This window comes from Rothia sp. HMSC072B03, assembly GCF_001809565.1.
Classification (GTDB): Bacteria; Actinomycetota; Actinomycetes; order Actinomycetales; family Micrococcaceae; genus Rothia; species Rothia mucilaginosa_A.
Genome location: NZ_KV797970.1, coordinates 406,105 through 431,492, shown reverse-complemented (window position 1 = coordinate 431,492; position 25,388 = coordinate 406,105). Strand labels below are relative to the sequence as shown.

The 25,388-nt window shown below is 64.1% G+C and carries 18 protein-coding genes and 1 pseudogene; 15 read left to right on the top strand and 4 right to left on the bottom strand.

The features are described 5' to 3' along the window. Positions 1-33: 33 nt before the first annotated feature. The 15 genes from HMPREF2630_RS08365 (at position 34) to HMPREF2630_RS08290 (ending at position 21,495) form a co-directional block, all read left to right on the top strand. Positions 34-882 (top strand): undecaprenyl-diphosphate phosphatase, encoded by an 849-nt coding sequence (locus HMPREF2630_RS08365; RefSeq protein WP_049343292.1) that lies wholly within the window; start codon positions 34-36, stop codon positions 880-882. Between the two features lie 158 nt (positions 883-1,040). Beyond that, the gene (gene mshC / locus HMPREF2630_RS08360) at positions 1,041-2,357 is read left to right on the top strand and encodes a cysteine--1-D-myo-inosityl 2-amino-2-deoxy-alpha-D-glucopyranoside ligase (RefSeq protein ID WP_070484430.1); all 1,317 of its coding nucleotides are present in this window, start codon (positions 1,041-1,043) and stop codon (positions 2,355-2,357) included. Positions 2,358-2,573: 216 nt separating this feature from the next. Next, positions 2,574-3,686 carry a tRNA (adenine-N1)-methyltransferase gene (locus tag HMPREF2630_RS08355; RefSeq protein WP_070484425.1) on the top strand — a complete coding sequence of 371 codons (1,113 nt, stop codon included), beginning with the start codon at positions 2,574-2,576 and terminating at the stop codon, positions 3,684-3,686. 371 nt (positions 3,687-4,057) lie between these two features. Then, complete coding sequence (arc, locus tag HMPREF2630_RS08350) at positions 4,058-5,914, top strand: proteasome ATPase (protein WP_070484421.1); 1,857 nt, start codon at positions 4,058-4,060, stop codon at positions 5,912-5,914. A gap of 121 nt (positions 5,915-6,035) precedes the next feature. Further along, complete coding sequence (gene dop / locus HMPREF2630_RS08345; protein WP_070484416.1) at positions 6,036-7,862, top strand: depupylase/deamidase Dop; 1,827 nt, start codon at positions 6,036-6,038, stop codon at positions 7,860-7,862. A 258-nt stretch (positions 7,863-8,120) separates the two neighbouring features. After that, positions 8,121-8,315 carry a ubiquitin-like protein Pup gene (locus HMPREF2630_RS08340; RefSeq protein WP_049334195.1) on the top strand — a complete coding sequence of 65 codons (195 nt, stop codon included), beginning with the start codon at positions 8,121-8,123 and terminating at the stop codon, positions 8,313-8,315. Positions 8,316-8,343: 28 nt separating this feature from the next. Beyond that, complete coding sequence (gene pafA / locus HMPREF2630_RS08335) at positions 8,344-9,816, top strand: Pup--protein ligase (protein WP_070484414.1); 1,473 nt, start codon at positions 8,344-8,346, stop codon at positions 9,814-9,816. Positions 9,817-10,040: 224 nt separating this feature from the next. Further along, complete coding sequence (locus HMPREF2630_RS08330; RefSeq protein ID WP_049334193.1) at positions 10,041-11,099, top strand: FKBP-type peptidyl-prolyl cis-trans isomerase; 1,059 nt, start codon at positions 10,041-10,043, stop codon at positions 11,097-11,099. A 109-nt stretch (positions 11,100-11,208) separates the two neighbouring features. Continuing rightward, positions 11,209-11,604, top strand: coding sequence for an FKBP-type peptidyl-prolyl cis-trans isomerase (locus HMPREF2630_RS08325; protein ID WP_070484411.1), 396 nt, complete (start codon positions 11,209-11,211; stop codon positions 11,602-11,604). Between the two features lie 249 nt (positions 11,605-11,853). Continuing rightward, positions 11,854-14,181 (top strand): helix-turn-helix transcriptional regulator, encoded by a 2,328-nt coding sequence (locus tag HMPREF2630_RS08320; RefSeq protein ID WP_070484408.1) that lies wholly within the window; start codon positions 11,854-11,856, stop codon positions 14,179-14,181. 447 nt (positions 14,182-14,628) lie between these two features. Beyond that, positions 14,629-14,880: a Sec-independent protein translocase subunit TatA gene (gene tatA, locus HMPREF2630_RS08310; protein WP_049334189.1), complete on the top strand. Its 252-nt coding sequence runs from the start codon at positions 14,629-14,631 to the stop codon at positions 14,878-14,880. A 120-nt stretch (positions 14,881-15,000) separates the two neighbouring features. Continuing rightward, positions 15,001-15,882: a twin-arginine translocase subunit TatC gene (tatC, locus tag HMPREF2630_RS08305; protein ID WP_070484405.1), complete on the top strand. Its 882-nt coding sequence runs from the start codon at positions 15,001-15,003 to the stop codon at positions 15,880-15,882. Positions 15,883-16,143: 261 nt separating this feature from the next. Beyond that, complete coding sequence (locus HMPREF2630_RS08300) at positions 16,144-19,176, top strand: DEAD/DEAH box helicase (RefSeq protein ID WP_070484402.1); 3,033 nt, start codon at positions 16,144-16,146, stop codon at positions 19,174-19,176. Between the two features lie 237 nt (positions 19,177-19,413). After that, positions 19,414-20,622 (top strand): amidohydrolase, encoded by a 1,209-nt coding sequence (locus HMPREF2630_RS08295; protein WP_070484399.1) that lies wholly within the window; start codon positions 19,414-19,416, stop codon positions 20,620-20,622. Positions 20,623-20,757: 135 nt separating this feature from the next. After that, positions 20,758-21,495 (top strand): polyprenol monophosphomannose synthase, encoded by a 738-nt coding sequence (locus HMPREF2630_RS08290; RefSeq protein WP_070484396.1) that lies wholly within the window; start codon positions 20,758-20,760, stop codon positions 21,493-21,495. A gap of 205 nt (positions 21,496-21,700) precedes the next feature. Here HMPREF2630_RS08290 and HMPREF2630_RS08285 read toward each other — a convergent pair whose 3' ends face one another. The 4 genes and pseudogenes from HMPREF2630_RS08285 to trpD all read right to left on the bottom strand — a co-directional run bounded on the left by HMPREF2630_RS08285 (position 21,701) and on the right by trpD (position 25,335). Next, positions 21,701-22,039, bottom strand: a complete 339-nt coding sequence (locus tag HMPREF2630_RS08285) for an RNA polymerase-binding protein RbpA (protein WP_049334184.1) — start codon at positions 22,037-22,039, stop codon at positions 21,701-21,703. Positions 22,040-22,203: 164 nt separating this feature from the next. After that, a pseudogene (locus HMPREF2630_RS08280) lies at positions 22,204-23,186 on the bottom strand (SPFH domain-containing protein). 79 nt (positions 23,187-23,265) lie between these two features. Next, positions 23,266-23,715, bottom strand: a complete 450-nt coding sequence (locus tag HMPREF2630_RS08275) for an NfeD family protein (protein ID WP_049334182.1) — start codon at positions 23,713-23,715, stop codon at positions 23,266-23,268. Between the two features lie 549 nt (positions 23,716-24,264). After that, positions 24,265-25,335 (bottom strand): anthranilate phosphoribosyltransferase, encoded by a 1,071-nt coding sequence (gene trpD / locus HMPREF2630_RS08270; RefSeq protein WP_070484393.1) that lies wholly within the window; start codon positions 25,333-25,335, stop codon positions 24,265-24,267. Positions 25,336-25,388 lie beyond the last annotated feature (53 nt).

The window sequence follows — 25,388 nt, the reverse complement described above, 5'->3', positions numbered from 1 at the left end:
CCGTCGCCGTACCCCTCCTGTATCCTTGAAGGCGTGGAATGGATTCAAGCGATTATTTTGGGCTTCGTTCAGGGCCTGACAGAGTTTCTGCCGATTTCGTCATCGGCGCATCTGAACATTGTTGGCCAGATCCTGCCGGAGAAGGCCGACCCGGGCGCCGCGTTTACCGCAATCACCCAGCTGGGTACTGAGACCGCGGTTCTGATCTTCTTCTGGCGCGATATTGTGCGCATTGTGAAGGCGTGGTTTGGTGCTCTTGCCGGCCGCGTGCCGCGTAACGATCCGGACGCCCGCATGGGTTGGCTGATTATTATCGGCTCTCTGCCTATCGGCATTTTGGGTCTGCTGCTGGAGGACTACATCGACACGCAGTTCCGTAGCCTGTGGATTGTAGCGACCATGCTGATTGTGTTCGCCGTGTTCCTGGGTCTTGCGGACCGTTTTGGCCGCGAGCAGCGTGAGCTGAAGGACCTGACGTTCCGTCACGGCCTGCTGTACGGTTGCGCGCAGGCGCTGGCGCTGATCCCGGGTGTTTCCCGTTCGGGCGGTACGATTACCGCGGGTCTGTTCATGGGTTACACCCGTGAGGCCGCGGCGCGTTACTCGTTCCTGCTGGCCATGCCCGCCGTGTTCATGTCCGGTCTGTACAAGACCTTCAAGGTGGTCACCGGTGAGGAGGCCACCGGCTTCTACGGTATTCCCTCGACCATCGTGGCTACTCTGGTCGCGTTTGTGGTGGGTTACCTGATGATTGGCTGGTTCCTGAAGTACGTGTCGTCGAAGTCCTACGGCATCTTCATCTGGTACCGCATTGCCCTGGGTATCCTGATTTTTGTGGGTCTGGGTACCGGCGTGCTGAACGCAACTTCTTCGGCCTTCTAAGGCTTTAGCCCTCAGCGTGATATGACATACCCGTCCGTGAGTTTCTCACGGGCGGGTATTCTTATTGGAGTAGATTTTTTGGCACCCGCATGCCTTGAGGTTGGGCGGCGGGTGTGGCGCGTCCACCGGTTGTGGGCGTTTTTACGGAAAGGAAACCCATGCGAGCTTGGGATGCCCCCGCCTCTGTGACTCTGCCCGGTCAGGCCTCGTTGCCGCGTATTTTTGATACTTCTGCCGGTGAGATTGTTCAGGTTCAGGAGGATAAGGCGGCGAGCCTGTACGTTTGCGGTATCACCCCGTACGACGCGACGCATATGGGTCATGCCTCCACCTATGTTGCTTTTGACTTGCTGCACCGCGCCTGGCTGGATGCGGGCGTGCCGGTGACGTACGTTCAGAACGTGACCGATGTGGACGACCCGCTGCTTGAGCGTGCGACCGCGACGAACGTTGATTGGCGTGAGCTGGCTGAGGATCAGACTGAGCTGTTCCGCACCGACATGAAGGCACTGAACGTGATTCCGCCGGCGCACTATGTGGGTGTCGTGGAGTCCATTGAGTGGCTGTTCCCGCTGATTGAGGATTTGCTGCGCCGCGGCCTGGCGTACCGCGTGCCCGGTTTCACGGATGAGCAGGGTGTGGTGCATCCTGACGGTGACGTGTACCTGGATTTGAAGGCTGTGCGTGAGCTGCCCGCGAACGCTGAGGGCTACTCGTGGGCACCGGGCGAGGTCTGCCACTTGACCCGTGATGAGATGCTGGAGATTTTCGCTGAGCGCGGCGGCGACCCGAACCGTGCCGGTAAGCGTGACGCACTGGATCCGCTGCTGTGGCGTGTTGAGCGTGAGGGCGAGCCGAGCTGGGATGCCGGCGAGCTGGGCGCAGGCCGCCCGGGCTGGCATATTGAGTGCACGATGATTGCCCGCCGTTTTGTGGATGGTTCGCTGACCGTTCAGGCTGGCGGTAACGACCTGACGTTCCCGCACCATGATTTGGGTGCGGGCCATTCGTGGGCTGTGTCTGCACGCCCGCACGCTAAGCATTACGCGCACACCGGCATGGTCGGTTTGGACGGCCACAAGATGAGCAAGTCCCGCGGTAACCTGGTGCTGGTTTCGCGTCTGCGTGCGGCCGGTGAGGATGCGAACGCGGTGCGCCTGGCGATTATGGGTCAGCATTACCGTTCGGATTGGTTCTGGACCGACGAGCTACTCGAGCACGCGAAGGCCCGCCTGGACACCTACCGTCATGCGGTGTCGGTGGCTGAGGGCCGTGAGGGTTCCGAAGGCGTCACCGATGAGGCGGCTGTTGAGCTGCTGGCCGCTGTGCGTGAGGCGCTCAGCGAGGACCTGAACGCACCGGCGGCACTGGCTGCCGTGGATGCGTGGGCCGTGAAGGCTCTGGCGGACACCACCGTCGGCGGTGGCGCGCTGGTGCGTGACATCCTGGCGGCACGCCTGGGCGTGGTCCTCTAAGATGGCTTCTATAGCAACGCCCGGCTAGGACGAGACAGCGCGGGGGGGGGCGGCGCTACGGCATACGGCCGTGGCGCCGCCCCTCGCGCTTTTCTGTGTTCACTCCGTGCACGCCGTAACCTCCGGTAGAATGAGTAGAGATTTTTTGCTGGAAACGCTCTCCCCGCCGAGAGGACCCAGCCCGTCAGCACAGACCCACCCGAGGAGAACCACCCCGTGAGCAGCGGCACCCCCATCCCCACCGGCGCAATCAACCGCCGCGGCCCCTTCCGCCCCGGCGAGCGCGTCCAGATTACCGACGAACGCGGCCGCATCACCACCATCACCCTCGCCGAAGGCGGCGAATACCACTCCCACAAGGGCTTCCTCAAGCACGACGACCTCATCGGCGCACCCGAAGGCACCGTCATCGCCAATACTCACGGCATCCTCTACCAGGCACTGCGCCCCCTCTACAAGGACTTCGTTCTCTCCATGCCGCGCGGCGCAGCCGTCGTCTACCCCAAGGACGCCGCCCAGATCATCGTCAAGGCAGACATCTTCCCCGGCGCGCGCGTCGTCGAGGCCGGCGTTGGCTCCGGTGCACTGTCCATCGCCCTACTGCGTGCGGTCGGCGACTACGGATGCGTGCACTCCTTCGAGCGTCGTGAAGAGTTCGCCGACGTCGCCCGCGGCAACATTGAAACCATGTTCGGTGGCCCCCACCCGGCATGGAAGCTGAGCATCGGCGACCTGCAGGACACCCTGCCGCAGGTCGAAGAGCCCGGCAGCGTCGACCGCGTTGTGCTCGACATGCTCGCGCCCTGGGAGTGCCTGGACGCCGTGGCGGAGGCGCTCGCACCCGGCGGCGTGCTCATCTGCTATGTTGCGACCGTGACCCAGATGTCGCGCCTGGTTGAGGGCCTGCGCCTGGACGGCCGCTTTACCGAACCCGAGTGCGACGAGACCATTGTGCGCGGCTGGCACGTGGAGGGCCTGGCGGTCCGCCCCGACCACCGCATGGTGGCGCACACCGCGTTCCTGATTGTGGCTCGCCGCCTGGCCGACGGTGCGGTGCGCCTGGCGCCGAAGCGTCGCGCCTCCAAGACGGACTTCTCCGAGGATGATATGAACGCGTGGATTCCCATGAACGTGGGTGAGCGCGAGGTGACCGATAAGAAGATTCGCCGCGCCGCACGCGATGCGAAGAACCTTGCCGCGCACGCCGCCCGCGCGAACGAGATTGCGCTGGAGCAGAACGGTACCGCGCAAAACGGCCTGGAGCCTGAGAAGACCGCCGAGGCTACGCAGAGCACTGAGGCCGCGCAGGATGTCGAGGCCGCTGAATAATTCATACGGGCACGCGGGGGCACGGGTATCAGCCGGTGCCCCCGCGGAGCGCCCGCAGGTTTTGTTCTCGAGCCGCCGCGCACGCCGCCCCCGGCCAACCCTCTGAACATTGAAACGCCGGGGCATGAGCCCCGAACCGCCGGAAAAATCTAAAACCGCCGGGATGAGCGGGGAATAGCTGAGAACTGCTGGGTCAGCATGTGAGCCCGCAGAGAATTTGGCGCCCCGAACCCCGGCCGAGCCGCGCGTTCTCGATAGACTGAAAGTACCAACCCCGTCCTCGATGCGGCCCTGACGGAGCCCGCGCATCGAGGCAGCCGAAGGGCCCGCCAGCAACAGCCCGACCCGCCCGGACACGCATAGGAGAGACCGTGACCCCCCACGAATCCGCAGACCGCAACGGAACCCCGCAGCACGGCACCGCGCACAGTGCCGCATCCGCCGCGCCGCACTACTCCGCCGCGTTCGGTTCGACCTCCCTGCCCGGTTCCCAGCCGGTCAGCGCGCAGGAGTACGACGCCGTGTTGCGCCGCCTCACCGCCGCCGAGGCAACCCGCGATAATATGAGCCGCCAGATTCGCGGCGCGGGGGAGAAGAACCGCAAGCTCGTCGAGGCCATCACCAGCATGCGCTACCAGGTGGAGCGTCTGCGCGCCTCCCTCTCGCAGAACGTCATGCCGCCGCTGAACTCGGCGATTGTGCTGGCCGTGCACGAGGGCCAGACCATGACCTACGAGCAGGTTGCCGACGATAAGACCCCCGCCGAGATTGACACCTACCTGGACGTGCAGGTTGGCGGCCGCCTCATGCGTATTCCGGTGTCCCCGCTGATTGACCTGTCCACCCTCACCCCCGGCATGACGGTGCTCCTCAACGACAAGTCCGAGGCCGTGGTCGCCCTGGACACCGAGCCCTTCGGCGACGTGGTGACCGTGCGCGAGGTGCTCGACGGCGAGCGCGTGCTGGTCGATACCTCCTCGGGCGCCCAGCAGGTGGCGCGAGTGGCTGGCTCTCTCGACGTTGAGCAGCTGCGCACCGGCGACGCGGTGACCCTCGATACGCGCACCCGCATGATTACCTCGCAGGTGCCCGCCTCCCGCTCGCAGGAGCTCGTGCTTGAGGAAATCCCGGACGTCACCTACAGCCAAATCGGTGGCCTGGGCGCGCAGATCGAGCAGATTCGCGACGCGGTGGAGCTGCCCTACCTGCACCCCGAGATTTTCGAGCGCTACCACCTGGCACCGCCCAAGGGTATTCTGCTCTACGGCCCTCCCGGTAACGGTAAGACCATGATTGCTAAGGCCGTGGCGAACTCCCTGGCCGCCCGCGCCGCCGCACTGAACCCGGGGTCGAATACCCGCGGCTACTTCCTGAACATTAAGGGCCCCGAGCTGCTCGATAAGTTCGTGGGCGAGACCGAGCGCCAGATTCGCGATATTTTCGTGGCCGCCCGCGAGAAGGCTGAGGCTGGACACCCGGTCGTCGTGTTCTTTGACGAGATGGAGTCGCTGTTCCGTATGCGCGGTTCGGGTCGTTCCTCCGATATCGAGACGACCATCGTGCCGCAGCTGCTGGCCGAAATTGACGGCGTGGAGTCACTGCAGAACGTCATCGTGATTGGCGCGACCAACCGTGAGGACCTCATCGACGCCGCCGTGATGCGCCCTGGCCGCCTGGACCTGAAGATTCGCATTAACCGCCCGGACGCCGCCGGTGCCGCCGAAATCTTCGGCCTGTACCTGACCGAGGACCTGCCGCTAGACGCTGCAGAGGTGGCCGCCGCCGGATCCGTCCGCGCCGCCCTGACCTCGATGATTGCCGCCGCAACGGGCCAGCTGTACGCGCGTACCCCCTCCACCGCGTACGCCGTGGCGACCGTGGATTCCTCCATGATTGTGGGCTCTTCGAACGCCGCGACCGGCCACCTCTCCACGCACACGCTCTACCGCGGCGACTTCGCCTCGGGTGCGGTGATTCGCAATATTGTGGACCGCGCGAAGAAGGCCGCGATTAAGGAGCAGCTGCAGGCGCTGACCGCCGCCGGTGCTTCCGGTGCGGCCGAGGTAAACGGCGCGGCGGGTGTGGGTATTGGCACCCGCCACCTGCTGGAGGCGGTACGCGCCGAGTTTGAGGATCAGGTGGATTTGCCGCCTCTGCCCGATATCGAGGATGCGCTCACCGTCGCCGGTGTGCGCGGCCGCCTCGTGTCGGTGGAACCGGCCCGCTAAACCGCCTTTACACGCATGAGCCGGGTCGCGCTCATCCGGCACTCACCGAGCGCTTATCCCGCGACACAACCGGCATTACCGCAGGTCCAGAATTTATATAGGAACCCTTCAGGAGAACCCCATGAACTCCACACCCAGCTACGGCGTGCACCGCATCATGGGCGCCGAAACCGAATACGGCGTCATCGCACCCTCCGCGCCGGGCACCAACCCGACCGTGCTGTCGGCGCTGGTGGTCAACACCTACGCCAAGCTCGCCTTCCGCCGCGGCGAGGCCTTCCGCGAGCAGCTGCAGCGCCGCGCCCTGGCCGCCGAGCTCGTCGCCGAGGAGGCCCGCCAGGCCGAGAACTACTCGACCGAACCCAGCGCCCCCGCTGCACCCGAGGGCCAGTGGCTGGGGGAGTCCGAGTCGCCCCTGCGCGACGCCTTCGGCCGGGTTCAGGACGCCTCCACCGCCCACTCGAGCCAGATGACGCACACCCGCACCGAGCTGACCAGCCAGGACATCGCCCTGGAGATTATGCGCGAGGCGGGTGTGCAGGCACCGGGTGAGCCGGCCGAGCCGCGCAGCGCCCTGGATGCGCTCGCCGGCGTGCACGGCCGCGGCGGTTTCCCGGAGCGTCTGGACTGGGACCGCGTGACCATGAACGCGATTCTGCCCAATGGTGCGCGCCTGTATGTGGATCATGCGCATCCGGAGTACTCGTCGCCGGAGGTTCTGACCCCCGCCGATGCGGTGCTCTATGACGCTGCCGGTGACGCGCTGGCGTACGAGTCGCTGGTGGAGCTGGGCAATCACGCGCAGGATTTGCCGCAGGTGAAGCTGTACAAGAACAACACCGATTCGAAGGGTCAGTCCTACGGCGCGCACGAGAACTACCTGATTAGCCGCGAGGTTCCGTTTGAGCAGGTGGCGGATGCGCTCCTGCCGTTCTTCGCCACGCGCGCGATTTTCACGGGTGCGGGCCGCGTGGGTATCGGCACGCACGGTGAGGTTCCTGGCTTCCAGATTAGTTCGCGCGCCGATTTCTTTGAGCGCACGATTGGCCTGGAGACCACGATTCGCCGTCCGATTGTGAATACGCGCGATGAGCCGCATGCGGATGAGTCGAAGTACCGCCGCCTGCACGTGATTCCGGCGGATGCGAACCTCTCGCACTACTCGAACCTGTTGAAGTTCGGCACGGCGGCGCTGGTTATGAACCTGATTGAGTCGCACAGCGAGCAGCACCCGGTGCTGCCGGGTGTGCGTCTGTCCGACCCGGTGGCGGCGATGCACGCGGTCAGCCACGATTTGTCGCTGTCGGTTCAGCTGCCGCTGGCTCCTTCTTCGGCGACCCTGCCGAACCCGGTGTCGACGAGCGGTTCGGCGAGCGCCCTGCAGATTCAGCGCGCCTACTACGAGGCGTCCCGCGTGCACGAGGAGTCGAACCCGGCGGGTGTGGATGCGGCGACCGCGCAGATTCTCGACCTGTGGGGCGAGGTGCTGGATGCCCTGGAGACCAACCCGCTCTCGCTGGCGGACCGTCTGGATTGGGTGGCGAAGTACGCGCTGGTGCGCGGCTACGTTGAGAAGGGCGTGGATTACGCGAACCCGAAGCTGAAGGCGCTGGATTTGCAGTACGCTGATATTGATCCGTCGAAGAGCCTGTACCATCGTCTGGTGGCGCGCGGGCGCATGCGCACGCTGTTCTCTGCGGAGCAGGTGGAGCGTGCGGTGTCTGAGCCGCCGCGTGAGACGCGCGCGTTTTTGCGCGGCACACTGATGTCCCGCTGGCCCGAGGAGATTCTGGGTATTAACTGGGATACGGTTTCGTGCCGTGGCCGCTATTCGAAGGAGCCGACCCGCTTTACGATGATGGAGCCGACCCGCTACGGTGCCGCCGAGGTGGAGCCGCTGCTGGAGGAGGCAAACCATTCGGATGCGCTGCTGAACGGCCTGCGCTAGGGCGCGGGGCAGTGTCGGGGTTTGGGCCCGCCGCGGGGCGTTTCAGCCCCCAAACCCACATGAACTCACATTCCGTCCCGGGGCTGATACCTCCATTCGGAAGGATGAAAACCACAAAACCCACAAAACCCACAAAACCCACTGAGGCGGTGCATCTGGTGCACCCGCAAACCGGTGGCGCAACCCGCGCCGACCGGCACCACCGCCACAGACCAACTAACCAAACTAACTAACCTAACCAACCTCAAGGAGAGAACCATGAGCCGCGAACGCATTAACGCGCAGCAGACCGAAACCACCGCCGCCGAGCAGGAGCAGGAACTGACCCTCGCCGCCTCCCACGTGGTTTCTGACGTGAGCGAGGTCGACGACCTGCTCGACGAAATCGACGGCCTGCTGGCCGAGAACGCTGAGGACTTCGTGACCGGCTTCGTCCAGAAGGGCGGCGAGTAACCGACGCACCCCGCGCCGGGTCATCATCATGGAACACCGCATTTTCGGCATTGAGAGCGAATTCGGGCTCAGCTACGTCCCGCACGGCATGGGCCGGCTGAGCATCGAAGAATCCGCCGCCGCCCTCTTCAAGCCCGTACTGGACCAGTGGCGTTCGACGAACGTCTTCCTGCCCAACGGCGGCCGCCTCTACCTGGACGTCGGCTCGCACCCCGAATACGCCTCCGCCGAATGTAGCAGCATCGACGAGCTGCTCGCACAGGAACGCGCCGGCGAGCTGCTCTTCGCCGACCTGGCGCGCACCGCCCGCAAGCGCCTGCTCGCCGGTTCCGAGGGCCGCCCCCTCGACGGTGAACTGTACCTGTTCAAGAACAACGTGGATTCGGCGGGCAACTCCTACGGAAGCCACGAGAACTACCTGATTAGCCGCAAGCTACAGTTCAACGACCTGATTGCCCAGCTCGTGCCGTTCCTGGTGACCCGCCAGATTCTGGTCGGCGCCGGTAAGACCCACCCGCAGGGCGGCCCGGTGCCCGGTTCGACCGACCCGGCCTCCAGCACGGGCGTGCCCTCGTACTCGTTCTCGCAGCGTGCCGACCACATTTGGGAGGCGGCATCCACCTCAACCTCGCGCGCTCGCCCGCTCATTAACACCCGTGACGAGCCGCACGCCGACGCCTCGAAGTTCCGTCGCATGCACGTCATCAACGGCGACTCAAACATGGCCGAGCCGACCGTGCTGCTGAAGATTGCCAGCACCGACCTGGTGCTGCGCATGCTCGAGGACCGCTTCCCGGTCACGAGCCTGGATATTGTGTCCGTCCCGGCGGCCCTGCGCGCCATCAGCCACGATCTGACCGGCACCGCGACCTTCCAGACCACCGACGGGCAGTACTACACGGCCCTGAGCGTGCAGCGCCACTACCTGGATGCGGCCCGCCAGTACGTGCAGCAGTACGGCGCGCACCACCGCCACGTGGACTACGCCCTGGACCTGTGGCAGCGCACCCTGGACGCCATCGAGTCCGGCGACTACAGCGGCATCGACACCGAAATCGACTGGGCCATCAAGAAGAAGCTTCTGGATGCGTACATCGCCCGCGCCCGCGCGGCAGGCCAGCCCGCCGACTACGGTAGCCCCCGCATCCGCCAGCTGGATTTGGCTTACCACGACATCGATCCGGACCGTAGCGTCTTCCACGCCCTGGTTCGCCGCGGTGCGGTCAAGCGCATCCTGCCCGAGGGTGCCGCAGAGGCCGCGAAGACCGAGCCGCCGGCAACCCGCGCCACCCAGCGCTCGCGCTTCATTAACGCGGCGGTTGCGGCGGGGGAGCAGTTCACCGTGGATTGGGTGCATCTGAAGCTCAACGCGTACCCGCAGCACACGCTGGTGTGCAAGGACCCGTTCGCGACCGACAGCGAGGGCCTGCAGGAGGTGCTGAGCCTTCTGGAAGGCAAGGCGCGTCAGCACCGCGAGGCGGCTTTCCCGCCGCCCTGCTAGGCAAGCCCTGTTAGGCGAACTCTGCTCGGGAAATACGTGAGGGGGCGTTTGCTCCGGCGAACGCCCCCAACCCCGCAGACACGCTTCAACCCTGCGGATACTCCGTCCGCGCACAGCCTGCCCACAGCCGCGGACGGTAGCATGAGACCGCCCAAACCCCGTACCTGTAAACTATTCTGAAGGCGCGCGCATTATCCGGCGCGCACACAACCAGAGGATATATCATGACCAAACGCTCACCCCTAACCTATATCGGCGTCGGAGGCGTCGCCCTTGCGCTCGCTCTCAGCGCATGCGCCCCCAAGGCCGGTCCCAACGACGACCTCTCCGGCGTCAAGTACACCCTCAAGAGCGCCACCGCGGAGCCCGAGGTGTCCTTCGCGACCCCCTTCGCCGCATCCACCCCCACCGCGCACGTGATTGAGACCGGTAACGGCGACTCCATTAACGATGGCGATTTCGTGCTCGTCGAGGCGGCCGTGTTCAACGGTGCTAACGGCAAGGTGGCCGGTTCCACCTACTCCAGCGAACCGATTCTGCTGCCCATCAACGACCAGCTCAAGCAGGCAGCCCCCGAGGTGTACGAGAAGCTCAAGGAGATCAAGGTTGGCGGCTCCTTCTCCTACAGCACCAACATCCTGCAGCAGCGCACCGCCTCCGGCACGCCCACCGCCTCGACCGCGTCCCCGGGTACCGCAACCAACGTTGAGGTGTACACCGTCAAGGCTAAGCTACCCAAGTACGCCACCGGCACCGCTCAGCCCGCCGACCCGTCCCTGCCCTCCTTCACCCTGGACGAGTCCACCGGCAAGGCTGAAATCAAGCTGCCCGACACCAAGCAGGACGTCACCGAGCTGACCGCTAAGACCCTCATCGAGGGCACCGGCCCCGAGGTGAAGGCTACCGACACCATCTACGTGCGCTACCTCGGTGTGCAGTACTCCGACGGCAAGGTCTTCGACGGCAACTACGAGAAGATCCCCGCGGCGCTGTCCCTGCAGGGCGTTATTAAGGGCTGGACCGCCGGCCTGACCGGCAAGAAGGTCGGCTCCCGCGTTGAGCTGATTATCCCGGCAGACCAGGCGTACGGCAACGAGTCCGCCAACGGTTCCACCCCGACCGGCACCCTCGTGTTCGTCGTGGATATCCTGGGCGCCGAGGAGAACCCGCAGACCCTGCAACGGGCTCAGGCCGCTTCCGCCGCCGCTGCCTCCGCATCGGCTTCGGGCGCCTCCACAGATGCGGCCACCGCAACCCCGGCGCCCTCGGCTACCGCGCAGTAAACCAGGGAACGCTACCCACGTTTTCAACCGCGCTCGCCGCCCACATGAGATGGGCGGCGAGCGCACCCCACCATTTCGAATCACTTCGAATCAATCAAAGGAGACCACCATGTCTTTCGGCCAGCGTAATCTCGACCGCGAAAAGCCCGAAATCGATTTCCCCGAGGGCGACGCCCCCACCGAGCTGGTCATCACCGACCTGATTGAGGGCACCGGCGCCGAGGTCGTTCCCGGTTCCCGCGTGCTCACCCACTACGTCGGCGTGGCCTTCTCTACCGGCGAGGAGTTCGACGCGTCCTGGAACCGCGGCGAGCCGCTGCCGTTCCAGGTGGGCGTTGGCCAGGTCATCCGCGGCTGGGATGAAGGTCTGCTCGGCATGAAGGTCGGCGGCCGTCGTCGCCTGGAGATTCCCGCCGACATGGCCTACGGTGACCGTGGCGCGGGTTCGGTCATTAAGCCCGGCGAGTCCCTGATTTTCGTGGTGGACCTGCTCGACGTTCGCTAAGGACTAGCCAGGTTCTCACGTTTCTCGCGTAAGAGATACTCGGCCCGGCGCCTCACCCTCGACGGGGGAGAGGCGCCGGGCTTTTGCGCACCGGGGATGCGTGTTGATGGCGCGCGCCGGTGGGCTTTCTATACCGGCTCGCCCTTCCTACGGCTCTTCCGTATCCCTCCCGTAACCGTCCCGCAGCCGTCCCGCAGCCGTCCCGCACGCTCAACGAGTGCCGCGGAACACACACGGTATGATGGAACCATGTCCACCGCAGCTCAGCTTTTCATGACCCTGAACCGCCTCGCCACCGTCGCCGAGGCGCCCGACGAAGCCACCCGTCGCAACGGCATCAGCCGCGACGAGTTCCTCAGCCTCCTGGGCATCAAGACCTCCGCCCCCGGGGCCGCGCTCTCCGAGGCGAGCGAACGCGCCTTCGAACGCGCCAAGCAGACCCTGCGCGACGCCGGCGCGCGCATCACCCACTTCACCACCGACACCTCCGGACGCTACCGCCTCAACGCAGAAGCCCCCGACTCGCTGACCGCGTGGAACCCCACCGCCGAAGAATTCCGCCTCCTCAACGCCGAGCTGCGCGGCTGGGAAGGCACCGAACTGCAGGACGAGGCCTACCGCATCCTGCGCAAGATTGCGCTCACGAGCGAACACCTCACCGACGAGGCGCTCACCGCGGCTAACGTCACCCGAATCGAAGAGATCAAACGGGACAACCAGCCGCCCCTCACCAAAACCGTCAAGCAGCGCGCCCGCGACCTGCACGCCTACCGCGAGCACATCCAGCGCCTGCACTTCAGCGACGACCCGCACCTCTACGAGCTCTTCACCGCCTACGCCCAGCGCAAGACCCTCAACTTCACCTATCAGGGCAGCGGTGGAGACATCAAAACCTACGAGAAGGTCAGCGTTGCCGGCCTCATCTACAGCTACGGGTCTTGGTACCTCGTCGCGCACTTTCCCCTCGGCGACAAAACCCCCGAAGAGCGCAAGACCTACACTTACCGCACCGACCGCATCCGAAGCCTCGACGTGTTCTCAAGCATCGACCCCGCACCCATCAACCCCGCCTACGAGGCCCGCACCCGCCTCAAGAAAATCAGCGGCTACGAAGAGACTCTCGCCGTCCTCGATCCCAACCCCGGCGCCGAGGACCCCGCCGCACCCTTCACCGTGCCCTCCTATGGCGCCGTAGACAGCGCCATCGACGCCACCTGCGCCGGCTGGCTCATCCAGCCGCACCACGACGCGAACCCCGCATCCGGCAAGACCCTGACCGGCCGCCAGCAGGACAGCCACGCCGCCCAGCGGGAACTTTTGCGTGAGCTCATCGCCCTGCACACCGGCGAACCCGAAACCCCCGCCAAGTGGTTCCCCACAACCCAGCGTTCCCGCAACGACGCCCTCGACGATCTCGACGACCTCATCCTCGCGCTGCACCGCGCCGAACGCTGGGCCGACGTCCACGGCGAGACGCCCATGCCCCTCAACAAGCTCAACCCCCTCTACCGCGTCGACAACAACAACGCAGCCAAGCTCGACAAAATTATCAACGCCATCTACGAAGACTTCGACGAGGTACCCTTCTACTCTGAGGCTAAGGATCCCGACGCAGCCAACCCTGCCCGTCTCAACCTGCTCCCCGAATTCAGCGATGGCGCCGCGTCCCTCACCCTGCTCAACTACGCCCGCCTCACCGACACCGAGCTGGCAATCCTCGTCTTCACGCTCTCCGCAGCCGACCTGATGTACTCGGGTGACCCGCGATCGGCCGCGATTCTCGCCGCGCTCGCGGAGGCCTACCCGCGCACCACCGACTACGCGAAGCACCTGCTCTTCGCACCCGAGGACCCCCTGTTGCAGGAGGCGCGCGCCGCCCTCGCCAGCGGACGCGCCCTCACCATCACCTACGGCACCCGCGCCGCGGAACGCGTCGTCGACCCGGTAGCGCTCACCCTGCACCGTGACCGCCTCTACCTGCACGCGTGGTGCCGCGCCAGCGAGGCACGCCACCTCGCTACGCTGTCTGAGGACGCCGCCGCAGAGAGCCCTGCCGCCGAGGAGGCAAAGCCCGCGAGCGCGGCGGGGGAGAGCGCCTCCACCAATTCCACCAGCGCCGAGCCCACCCCCGTCGAACCCGTCTTCTGGCGCAACTTCCGCCTCACCCGTATCAGCAGCTACGCGCCCGCAGGCGAAGCACAGCCGCACTACATCGGCCCCAACCACGACAGCACCGTCAACGACTGGCACGCCAAGCAGCACAAAACCACCACCAACCCCAGCGTCGATCTGCGCATCCACCCCACCGACCACACCCCCGGCGGCGAAACCCTCGAAAACCTCACCGCAACCTACAAGCGCCGCAGCGCCGAGCACGCCCGAAAAGGCACCAAAACCACCCACGTCCGCGTGCACTACAACAACATCGCTGGCGCCGGGGATAAGAACATCATCGACACCGTCATTGCACACCGCGGATCCCTCGAAATCACCGGGCCCGCGCACCTGCGCGCCGCCCTCCTCGAGCACCTCACCGCCCTCGCCAACGCCAACCCCGCTTCGCCCAGAGAAAACTAGACCCTACACCCATCCGCAAAAACACGACTAAAACCCCCAGAACACATCAACACCCCACCAAAACAACACCTCAAAACTTGTATAATGGTGCCCATGTCTTGGTGGTTCTGGATTTTGCTATGGGGCGCGCTCATCATCTGCTCGCTCCTCTACTTGGCATGGTTCACCTACAAAGCACTCACTCGCGGTTTCACGCTACTCGACGAAACCGTTACCTGGGTCGAGTCAATCGAGGGACAATTCGACACCGCGCAAGCAAACGCCACTCGAAAACTCCCGCGAGACACCACCCTCGGGGTATTCACACCCATCACCGAGGCATACAATAACTACGAACAAGGCAAACAGACACGCAGGTCTGAGCGGATCAAGCGACGGGTCTCCCGACGAGATCGACTCGGCCAACCTCAAAACATCGGAGACCTGCTCTAACCAGAAAGGCACACCATGGGCCAGATTTTCAGCCACCCCGCGACCATCATCGTCGTCATCCTCCTCGTCGTCCTGCTCTTCGGCGCCCCCAAGCTCCCCGGCATGGCACGTAGCCTCGGCCAGTCCATGCGCATCTTCAAGACCGAGGTCGAAGGCCTCAAGAACGACGCCAAGAGCGACCCCAAGAAGGACGCCACCAAGGCAGAGAACGGTGAAGAGGTCGTCACCGGCGAGGTCGTAGACAACGGCAAGACCGAAACCAAGTAACCAACGGTCTCAACACACCACGCCCCAAACCCGTGCCCGCCCACCGGCCGGCACGGGTTTTGCGGCACCGCCCCCAAACCCCTCAGCCAACCATAGGCACAGACACCCAGAGGACACCCCGTGGCAACACCCGACCAGGACGTGCGCAACCGCAAACTCAACCCTGAAGCGCGCATGGAACTCAAGGAACACCTACGCGAATTTCGCGACCGCTTCATCAAGGCGGCTATCGCGACCATCATCGCGGCCATCATCGGCACGGTCTTCCTCTACCAGCCCTTCATCGAAATGATCTCCGCACCCCTGCAGCAGATCAACGCAGAAACCGGCCGCAACGCCAACCTCAACTACGGTTCCGTTGCATCCCCCTTCGACCAGCTGCTCAAGGTCGGCATGTACATCGGCATGGTGATTGCATCCCCCGTCTGGCTCTACCAGGCGCTGCGATTCCTACTGCCGGCGCTACACACCAAGGAAAAGAAGTATCTCTTCGGCTTCCTCACCGCAGCCATCTTCGCCTTCGGCTGCGGCGTGGCCATCTCGTACTTCACCCTCCCCGGCGTCGTCTACGCACTGCTGAAGTTCACCCCCGTCAACGAAAGTAACTACATTGACGCGGGCGTGTACATCTCCTTCATCCTGAAGTTCGTCGTCACCTTCTCCTGCGCCTTCATCATCCCCGTGATTCTGGTCGGCATTAACATGCTGGGCCTGATTCGCGGTAAGACCATCCTGAAATCTTGGCGCTGGGTCGTCGTCCTCGTCGCAGTCATCGCGGCACTGACCGCACCCGGCAGCGACATCATGATGATGTTCGTCCTCATGGCGCCGCTGCTCATCTTCTTCTTCGCGGCCATCGGCATCTGCATGTTCAACGACAAGCGCCGCGACCGCAAGCTCGCCAAGTTGGCAGAAGGCGCAGACGAAGCAACCCTGAACACCGCAACCAGCGCCGACGACCTGGCCAAGATGGGCTACTTCGACGAAGAAAAAACCTCCTAAACGTTCCTGACGGAACACCACATCACGGGTACTCGCCGAAAGGGCGGGGCACAGATTCACCTTCTGCGCCCCGCCCTTTCCGCATACCCGCCCCCGGACGGCCCCAAAGCCCAGAAGGCGCGCCGGATGCGCTCGCGGTCGGGCTCGAGCCGCCGCGTGCCACCCGTGTTTTCACCCGTGTGTTCGCCCGTACCTGATATCTGCCGGAAGCCGCCGCTTCGAGCCGAGCGCCGGCAGGCCAGCCGCTACACTGGATGTACCATGACTAAGCACCACGCACAGCACACTTCTGACGCACACACTTCTACCGCTTCTAACGAGCAGACCGGCACCGACTACGCCGCCGCCTACGCCGCATCCCGAGAGCGCTCCGCATACGCCAAGAGCGCCCTGGGCGCGTTTGAGGCCTCCCTGGATTTCCCGCTGGACGACTTTCAGCGTCAGGCGTGTGCCGCTGTGGAGGCGGACCGCTCCGTCCTCGTGGCCGCCCCCACGGGCGCGGGTAAGACCATCGTGGGCGAGTTCGGCATCTACCTGGCGCTACGCCGCGGCATGAAGGCGTTCTACACGACCCCGATCAAGGCGCTGAGCAACCAGAAGTACCACGATTTCGTGCGCGCGTACGGCGAGGACTACGTGGGCCTGCTGACCGGCGACACGAGCATCAACACCGAAGCCCCCGTGGTCGTGATGACCACCGAGGTGCTACGCAACATGCTCTACGCCAACTCCACCACCCTGAACGGCCTGGGGTACGTGGTCATGGACGAGGTGCACTACCTGGCGGACCGTTTCCGCGGCGCGGTGTGGGAAGAGGCCATCATCCACCTGCCCGAGCACGTGAACGTCATTTCCCTGTCGGCTACGGTGTCGAACGTTGAGGAGTTCGGAGCCTGGCTGGACACGGTGCGCGGCGGCACGGACGTTATTGTCTCCGAGCACCGCCCGGTACCCCTGTGGCAGCACATGATGGTCGGCCACCGCGTGGTAGACCTCTTCGTGCCCGAGGACAACTCGGCACACGGCAAAAACGGCAAAAACCAGGAGCCGGAGGAGCAGCTCTCCCGCAAACAGGCAAAGAAGGCGCAGAAGGCCAAGCAGCGCGGCGCATCCGTAGAGGCGGGCGCCAACCCTCTGCTGGCCGGCCTGCGCCTGAACCCGCAGCTGAAGGCACTACGCCCCGGCTTCCGTTCCGGCCCGGGACGCGGCCGCTACGGCGGCAAGCGTGAACGCTTCCGCCACCGCCGCGAAGGCTGGCTCAACGAAACCTTCAGCAGCGGCGAGCGCGGCCGCTCAGACCGCACGCGCCGCTACTCAGACGGTGAGCGCGGCGAACAGGCACCGCTGCGCCCCCAGCGCATCACCCGCCCCGAAATGGTCCGCGCCCTCGACAAGCAGGGTCTACTGCCCGCCATCTGCTTCATCTTCTCCCGCGCCGGATGCGACGGCGCGGTCAGCCAGTGCGTGGCAGCCGACATTACGCTCACCACCCCCGAACAGCAGCAGACCATCCGCGCCTACATTGCGGAGGCCACGGCACACCTGGACACCCGCGACCTGAACACCCTCGGCTACTACGAATGGCGCGACGGCCTGATTCGCGGTATCGCGGCACACCACGCCGGCCTGCTACCCCTGTTCAAGGAGGTCGTGGAGGCTCTCTTCACCCAGGGACTGGTCAAGCTGGTCTTCGCTACCGAAACCCTCGCGCTGGGCATCAACATGCCCGCCCGCACCGTCATCCTGGAAAAGCTCACCAAGTACAACGGCGAATCCCACGTAGACATCACCCCCGGCGAATACACCCAGCTGACCGGACGCGCCGGCCGCCGCGGCATCGACATCGAAGGCCACGCGGTCGTCATGTGGCGCCCCGGCCTGTCCCCGGAGCATGTGGCGACCCTCGCCTCAACCCGCACCTACCCGCTGAACTCCTCATTCCGCCCCACCTACAACATGGCGTCAAACCTCATCGCCTCCTACGGCGCCGAACGCACCCGCAAAATCCTGGAATCCTCCTTCGCACAGTTCCAGGCAGACAAGTCGGTCGTGGGCATCGCCTCCCGCGTACGCAAAAACGAAAACGCCCTGGAAGGCTACCGCGAAGCCATGGCCTGCCACCTCGGCGACTTCACCGAATACGTACAGCTCAGCCGCCACATCGCCGAACTGGAAAAGAAAGCCTCCAAGAGCAACGAACGCCACGCCCGCGCGCAAGCACACCACAGCATCCAGCAGCTGTTGCCCGGCGACATCATCTACATCCCGCACGGCCGCTCCCGCGGCTACGCAGTTGTCATCACCCGCTCCGATTCGCACGCCGACCCCCGCATCGGCATCGTCACCGAGGACGCGCACCAGCGCACCGCCTCAACCCGCGACTTCGAGGGCGCCGTCGAACCGGTCTCACGCATCAAAATCCCCAAGCGCCTGAGCCTCAAAACCCCCAAGGAACGCCGCGACACCGCAAGCCGCATGCGTCAGGCACTCTACGACGGCCGCGCCCCGCGTGCGCTCGCACAGCAGAACATCCCGGCACGCCAAAACAGCATCGACGCGCAGCTGGAGGCTCTACAGGCGCAGCTACGCAACCACCCGTGCCACGGCTGCTCCGACCGCGCAAACCACATGCGCTGGGCCGAACGCTGGCAGAAACTCAACTCCGAAACCGAAGGGTTGCGCCGCCAAATCGCCCGCCGCACCAACACAATCGCCCAGGTCTTCAACCGCATCGCACGCCTGCTGGAAAGCTACGGCTACGTCGAACGCACCGAGGACGGTGAACTGTCGCTAACCACCGGCGGCCAGGCCCTACGCCGCATCTACGGCGAACGCGACCTACTCACCGCCCTGTGCCTAGACGCGCACTTCCTCGACGGCCTGGAACCCGCCGCCATCGCCGCAACCGTCGCCGCCCTAACCTACCAGGGCAAACGCGACGCGGTAGAGTACCTGGCGCACTACCCGCATCCCTCCCTGCGCGCACCCATCGCCACCATCACGCAGCGCCTCGCCGACCTCAACGCTTCAGAAGAACAGTTCAAGGTCGACCTGACCCCGGCCTGCGACTTCGGCCTGGTCGAACCCATGTACGCCTGGGCAAACGGCGCCCACCTCGCAAAAGCCATCGAGGACACCGGCCTCGCCGCCGGCGACTTCGTCCGCTGGGCCAAACAGGTACTGGACGCCCTAGACCAGATCGCGCACATCCGCTCCCTGGACCCGGTCATCCGCGCTCGCTGTGAGGAGGCTATCGAGGCGGTGCGCCGCGGCGTTGTGGCGCTGGACGTCTAACGCGCTCGCGGCGTGCCTCTTGCGGGGGCTGGGGTGCTCCCCGCCGCCATCGCCGTTCCATCATTCGATACCCCCGGAGGGCGCGGGTCATTCTTTGTCGTGAAAGGATGCACATACTACCGCAGCCCCCGGGGGGCTTTTATACTCGGACTAGGGCCTGTTGGGGTGTTCCGCCGCGTTGGCGGATGCGCCCCGGCCCGAGTTGCAGCGTTCCGCTCAATGGCGAAAGGATTAACAATGGCCACCCGTATTTTTGTGGACGGTAGCGTGTACAGCCCCGTCGACCCCTATGCCACGGCTCTTTTGACGGAGGACGGCGTCGTCCGCTGGGTTGGTTCTGATGCGGGTGCTCATTCGATTGCCGATGAGTCCACCGAGGTGGTGGAGCTCGATGGGGCCCTGCTGACGCCCGCTTTTGCTCGCGCCCTGGCGCCGGTGGGCGGTAAGGAGCCCGTCGAGATTTTCGAGTACCTGGACGTCTACCGCGCCGTGGGTTACCACACCCATACCCTGCTGGCTTCCATGGATGATGCGGCGGATCTGGTGTCGGCCCTGCGCCACAACATCGAGGAGCACGGCCCGGCGGATATCCGTCTGATTCTTGATGCTTCGGGCCCGCGGGTTGAGGGCCGTGAGCGGGCGGGCGTCGACCTTGAGGAGCTGGTGAGCGCAATTAAGGCGCTGCGTCCGCTGACCGAGGGCCCGCGCGCGTTGCCGGGTCTGTCGCTGACGGGTATCCACGTTCCCGCGGGGCTGGCGGAGCGCTACGCCCAGGTGGCTGAGGACGCCGCGCTGGTTCTGTCGATTGACGCTTCCGCAGGTTTTGCTGCCGCCGCTGAGGCCGCCCTGTCGATTCGTGGGGAGCGTCCGTGGCTTCCGATTCGCCTGGACGCAGCGTACAGCACGGCTCAGAATCCCATTAGCGATGAGTGGTTGCAGAAGCTGGCCGAGGGCCGCGTGCACCTGGGTTTGAGTGTGTGCGAGCCGGAGTCTGACGAGGACGATGAGGCTGTGCAGGCGCTGGCCACGCTGGCCGCCGGGGGAGAGGGCCAGGAGTCGGTGGCTTCGGTTGCGCGCCGCGCGAACGCTGCGGGCACCTCGATTGCGTTGGGTTCCGATACCCAGCTGTTTGCGCCGGGTGCGTGGGCCCTGGTGCGCGCGCTGGTGAACGATGAGCACGGCGTGTCTGCACGTAGCGCGTTCGCGGCGCTGACCCGCGGCGTATACCGTCTGGCGCATGAGGAGAACCCGTTTATGGGCCAGCTGGCGCCGGATACCCTGGCCTTCGTGACGCGTTGGCGTGTGGAGGCGCTGATGGTTCAGGCTCCGGATTCGCGCGTTGCCTCGTGGAGCACCGATCCGCGCGCCCGGATTCCGCTGCTTCCGGTCCTGGAGGACGACTCGCCCCTACCCATTCTTGAATCTATTTACACTGAAAGTAAATAATTTTTTCGGCTAGTCCACCACCTTTTACAGGAAATGAAATACCCAGATACCCCATTGCGTACCGTCGCTCACATAGTTAACCGGTATACTGGGAATCTACACTGCCCGTTTTATATGCACACGTGAGAGAGTATTATGCGCGTTCTGACTGTCATCCCGACGTATAACGAAAAGGAGAACCTACCGGTTGTGGTGGAGCGTCTTCGCAAGGCAGCTCCCGAGGTAGACATTCTCGTGGTGGATGATAACAGCCCCGACGGCACCGGCCAGATCGCTGATGAGCTGTCGGCCAAGGACCCTCAGATTCACGTTCTGCACCGCACCGTTAAGGACGGCCTGGGCGGCGCCTACCTGGCGGGCTTTGACTGGGGTCTGGAGGCGGGCTACGAGATTCTGATTGAGATGGACGCTGACTGCTCCCACCAGCCCGAGCAGCTGCCCTCCCTGGTGCGCGCCGTTGAGGCGGGCGCCGATCTGGCCATCGGTTCGCGTTACGTGCCGGGTGGCAAGACGAAGAATTGGCCGGCTCACCGCCAGATTCTCTCGCGCGGCGCTAACCTGTACACCCGTATGGTACTGGGCACCTCCATCAAGGACATCACCGCAGGTTTCCGCGCGTACCGCCGCGAGGCCCTGCAGCGTCTGAACCTGGACGGCATCGATTCGAAGGGCTACGTGTTCCAGGTGGATTTGGCGTGGCGTTCGGAGCAGGCCGGCCTGAAGATTGTCGAGGTTCCGATTACCTTCGTTGAGCGCGAGGTGGGCGCCTCAAAGATGGACGGCAACATCATCTTCGATTCGATGTCGAAGGTGACCCGCTGGGGCCTGAAGAGCCACGCGGAGAAGCTGAAGAAGGCCCTGGGCAAGAAGTAGTCCCGGGTCATAACCCAACCTCATATGAGGGGCCGGGTCGGATGCGCATTACGAGCATCCGCCCCGGCCCCTTTCTGTTGGAATCCTCTGAGAGCCCCTAACGCCTCTCGCACATGACGGGCAGGAAGGCATCCGGGGTACACAAAAGGGGCCTTTCGGCGGCTCACATGCCGCTGAAAGGCCCCTTAACGTATCTAGACGTTCCTTAGACCGCGAAGTGGTTGCGGTAGTACTCCAGGCGCTCCTCCAGGGTCTTCTCCAGCTCTTCAATGCTGCGACGCTCCATGAGCATGTCCCAGTGGGTACGTGCAGGCTTCTCATCCTCGGCGTTGGCGGTGGAATCACCGTTGACCAGGAAGGCCTCCTTGCCGGACTTTGCGGTCCAGACCGGGGGAATCTCTGCCTCGGCCGCGAAAGTCACGAAAACACGGTCACCGTCTGCGGTGCGGTACTCGACGCGCTGGCGGGGTGCCGGCTGCACGTTCGATTCGGTTTCCATCGACTGGGAACCCAGGCGCATACCGCGCAGGCTACGATCGCTCATTTTTCCTCCAGTGTCCGTCGTGTGCGCCGGGCGGCGCTTCAGGTATAACGTTGGGCGGGGGAGAGCTATTCCCTCGAACGTTTACAAAACATCCATTATATCGGTAATAGTCTCCGCCCGCCCACTGTGCAGGGGTTGAACCCTATGAATTTTTTAGGTGCCTGCTAGCCGTTGATGCCGTAGCTCTGACCCTCGGCCTTCGGGGCGGAGGACTTTGCGGGTGCATCCGCCAGGTTGGATGCGGGCAGGGTGCCGAACGCGTTGCCCAGGCCTCGCAGTGCATCGCCGAGCTCGGTCGGGATGAACCAGAGCTTGTTGGCGTCGCCTTCGGCGAGCTTGGGCAGGGTCTGCAGGTACTGGTAGGTGAGAAGCTGCTGGCTGGGGTTGGCCTCGTGGATGGCGGCGAAGACCTTCTGCACGGCCTCGGCCTCACCGTTTGCGCGCAGGATGGCGGACTGTGCGTCACCCTCTGCACGCAGAATCTGTGCCTGCTTTTCACCCTCAGCACGCAGGATGGCGGCGCGGGATTCACCCTCGGCGGTCAGAATGTCAGACTGCTTCTGGCCTTCTGCGGTGAGGATTGCCGCGCGGCGGTCACGCTCAGCGCGCATCTGCTTCTCCATGGAGTCCTGGATGGACACGGGAGGCTGAATTTCCTTGATGTCCACGCGGGAGACGCGCAGGCCCCAGCGGCCGGTGGTGGAGTCGAGCACGCCGCGCAGCTCCGCGTTAATCTGGTCGCGGGAGGTGAGGGTCTGCTCCAGGTTCAGGCCGCCAACGACGTTACGCAGGGTTGCGCTGGTCAGCTCGTCCACGGCGCGAATGTAGTTGGTGATTTCGTAGGTTGCGGCCTGGGGGTCGGTGACCTGGAAGTACACGACGGTGTCGATGCCGACCACGAGGTTATCTTCGGGGTAATCACGGACTGCGAGGGGAAGGACACCACCTGTTCGCGCAGGTCGATGAGGGGTAGCACGCGGTCAATCACGGGGATGACGATGTGCAGGCCGGGCTTGAGAACGGCGCGGAACTTACCCAGTCGCTCGACGATGCCGGCTCGTCCCTGCGGAATGACGCGCACGGTCTTGGCCAGCATCGTCAGCACGAAGAGGATGAGTAGGACCGTCAGAATAAGGCTGATAGGCATTATTTCTCCTTATCGGTGTGTTATATGGCGTGTTTTTGGGTATCTGAATCTGCTTCTAGAGCCGGTATTCAGGTGGGTATTAACTGTGGGGGAGAGGCTCTACGATTGCGGTGGCACCATCAATGGACCTGACCTTCGCGAGGCTTCCCGCGGGGAGCGTTCCGGATACGGTACGCGCCGTCCATGTATCGCCGGCCAGTACAACCAAACCGCTTTCACTAGTCACATCTTGAGTGATGCGCACCTCAGACCCGATGAGTGCCTCGACATTGGTGGCGGTGTTACCGGCCGACCGGTTGAGCTTCTTGAGCAGCGGCGGGCGCAGGCCAAGAACCAGAATCAGGCAGATCACTACGAAAATAACGGTTCGGATGAGCATGTTATCCACGAAGGGCGATATTGCCGCGGTAATGCCTGCACTGATCGCCAGCATGAGAAAGAACAGGTCGAGGCTGAGCATCTCAATAACGGCGAAGGCGAGGGCGAGAACAACCCAGAGCGTCCAGGGTGTCTCGAAGAGCCAATCCATGTTTCCTCCTTCGGAGTTTCGGAATGTGTGCCGCGCGGGTGCGAGCTCAACACGTCTCGGACGTACCGGGTTCTGAGTCATCAATGTCTCGGCGGCCTACGCCCATTATGTCAGGTGGGGCGCCTGCGGGGATGGGTTATGACGGAAAATGCGGGTGAATACATCGAGTGTTAAGACGGCGTTCAACAAGGCAGAATCAAGTATTCATCAATCTCCCTAAAAAGCCGATAATATACATTATGTAAAGTAGACCTATTTTTCACTACCCCACCGGATGCTCACCGGTGCTTTCTACGCTCTGGCTGGCACGGGTCGAACCTGTGCTCCTCGTAGTGCGACTGTTGCGACTGCGCTCTTCCGTCCATGTCTCTGAGCTCCGTGCACCTCGCACCTTTCTCTGAGCTCCGCGCATCTCATCTAGCCGTACGCTCACATGCCCCGACCCTTCGGGTTCCTCAACGCCTCCCGTTAAACGACAAACACCCGAGACGAGTTCACACCATTCGGTGCGCCCCATCTCGGGTGCCTATCATCAGCTACTGAGTTTCTTTATTCTGCGCGCTTGGAGCTGAACTCTACCCAGGCATTGAGCACGCGCTCTGCTGCACCGGATGCAATGGACTCGCGTGCATCAGCCAACGCCTGCGTGAAGCGAGCCTCAAAGCTTTCGCCGTTGGTCGGGCGGTACGCCACCAGACCAGCCGCAGCGTTCATCACCACAGCGTCGTGAATGGCGCGCAGCGGGCTCTTCGGGGCCTCGCCCTCCCCCGCCAAAATGGCGCGGAACACACCCGCGTTGTACTCGGCGTCGCCGCCACGCAACTGCTCCAGCGGTGCGTTCTGCAGACCGTACTCGGTCGGGTCAAAACGGTACTCGGTCAGTTCGCCGTCTACAGCCTCCCACAGGCGGCTCGTGGTGGCGATGGTCAGCTCATCCAGGCCGTCATCGCCGCGGAAAATCAGGGCGTGATCGCCGCGCTCCGCGAAGACGTGAGCCATCTTCTCAGCCATGACCGGGTTCGCAACGCCGATAGCCGAGGACTTCACGCGAGCCGGGTTCGTCATGGGGCCCAGGTAGTTGAACGCGGTCGGAATGCCCAGCAGGCGGCGGGTCGGGCCCACGTGGCGCATTGCCGGGTGGAAGGTCATCGCAAACAGGAACGTGATGCCGGTCTCGCGAGCGCATTCGGCGACTGCGGGAATGGGCATGTCGAGGCGGATTCCGAGGGCTTCGAGGACGTCTGCGGAGCCGGATTTGGAGGTGGAGGCGCGGTTGCCGTGTTTGACGACGGTGGCGCCGGTGCCTGCGATGACGAGGGCTGCCATGGTGGAGATGTTGACGGTGCTTTGCTGGTCGCCGCCGGTGCCGACGATGTCTACGGCGTGGGGGTCGATGTCGACGGTTTCGGCTTTGGCGATCATGCCGGCTGCGAGTGCGCCGAGTTCTTCGGGGGTTTCGCCTTTGGAGTGGAGGGCGGTGAGGAAGGACGCGAGGATCGGCTGTTCGGTTTGGCCGGTCATGATTTGGTCCATGGCCCAGGCGACTTCGGTGTCGGTGAGGTTTTGGTGTTTGATGAGCTGGTTGAGGATGTATTTCCAGGTGATTTCGTGCGTAGTCATGTTTTAAGTGTAAAACCCCCGTCGCGTATCTGCACGGTTGGGTGCAGTATGCG

Coding starts and splice junctions, on each gene's coding strand:
- mshC (WP_070484430.1), top strand. CDS start 1,041: ATGCGAGCTTGGGATGCCCCCGCCTCTGTGACTCTGCCCGGTCAGGCC.
- dop (WP_070484416.1), top strand. CDS start 6,036: ATGAACTCCACACCCAGCTACGGCGTGCACCGCATCATGGGCGCCGAA.
- HMPREF2630_RS08340 (WP_049334195.1), top strand. CDS start 8,121: ATGAGCCGCGAACGCATTAACGCGCAGCAGACCGAAACCACCGCCGCC.
- pafA (WP_070484414.1), top strand. CDS start 8,344: ATGGAACACCGCATTTTCGGCATTGAGAGCGAATTCGGGCTCAGCTAC.
- HMPREF2630_RS08330 (WP_049334193.1), top strand. CDS start 10,041: ATGACCAAACGCTCACCCCTAACCTATATCGGCGTCGGAGGCGTCGCC.
- HMPREF2630_RS08325 (WP_070484411.1), top strand. CDS start 11,209: ATGTCTTTCGGCCAGCGTAATCTCGACCGCGAAAAGCCCGAAATCGAT.
- HMPREF2630_RS08320 (WP_070484408.1), top strand. CDS start 11,854: ATGTCCACCGCAGCTCAGCTTTTCATGACCCTGAACCGCCTCGCCACC.
- tatA (WP_049334189.1), top strand. CDS start 14,629: ATGGGCCAGATTTTCAGCCACCCCGCGACCATCATCGTCGTCATCCTC.
- HMPREF2630_RS08300 (WP_070484402.1), top strand. CDS start 16,144: ATGACTAAGCACCACGCACAGCACACTTCTGACGCACACACTTCTACC.
- HMPREF2630_RS08295 (WP_070484399.1), top strand. CDS start 19,414: ATGGCCACCCGTATTTTTGTGGACGGTAGCGTGTACAGCCCCGTCGAC.
- HMPREF2630_RS08290 (WP_070484396.1), top strand. CDS start 20,758: ATGCGCGTTCTGACTGTCATCCCGACGTATAACGAAAAGGAGAACCTA.
- HMPREF2630_RS08285 (WP_049334184.1), bottom strand. CDS start 22,039: ATGAGCGATCGTAGCCTGCGCGGTATGCGCCTGGGTTCCCAGTCGATG.
- HMPREF2630_RS08275 (WP_049334182.1), bottom strand. CDS start 23,715: ATGGATTGGCTCTTCGAGACACCCTGGACGCTCTGGGTTGTTCTCGCC.
- trpD (WP_070484393.1), bottom strand. CDS start 25,335: ATGACTACGCACGAAATCACCTGGAAATACATCCTCAACCAGCTCATC.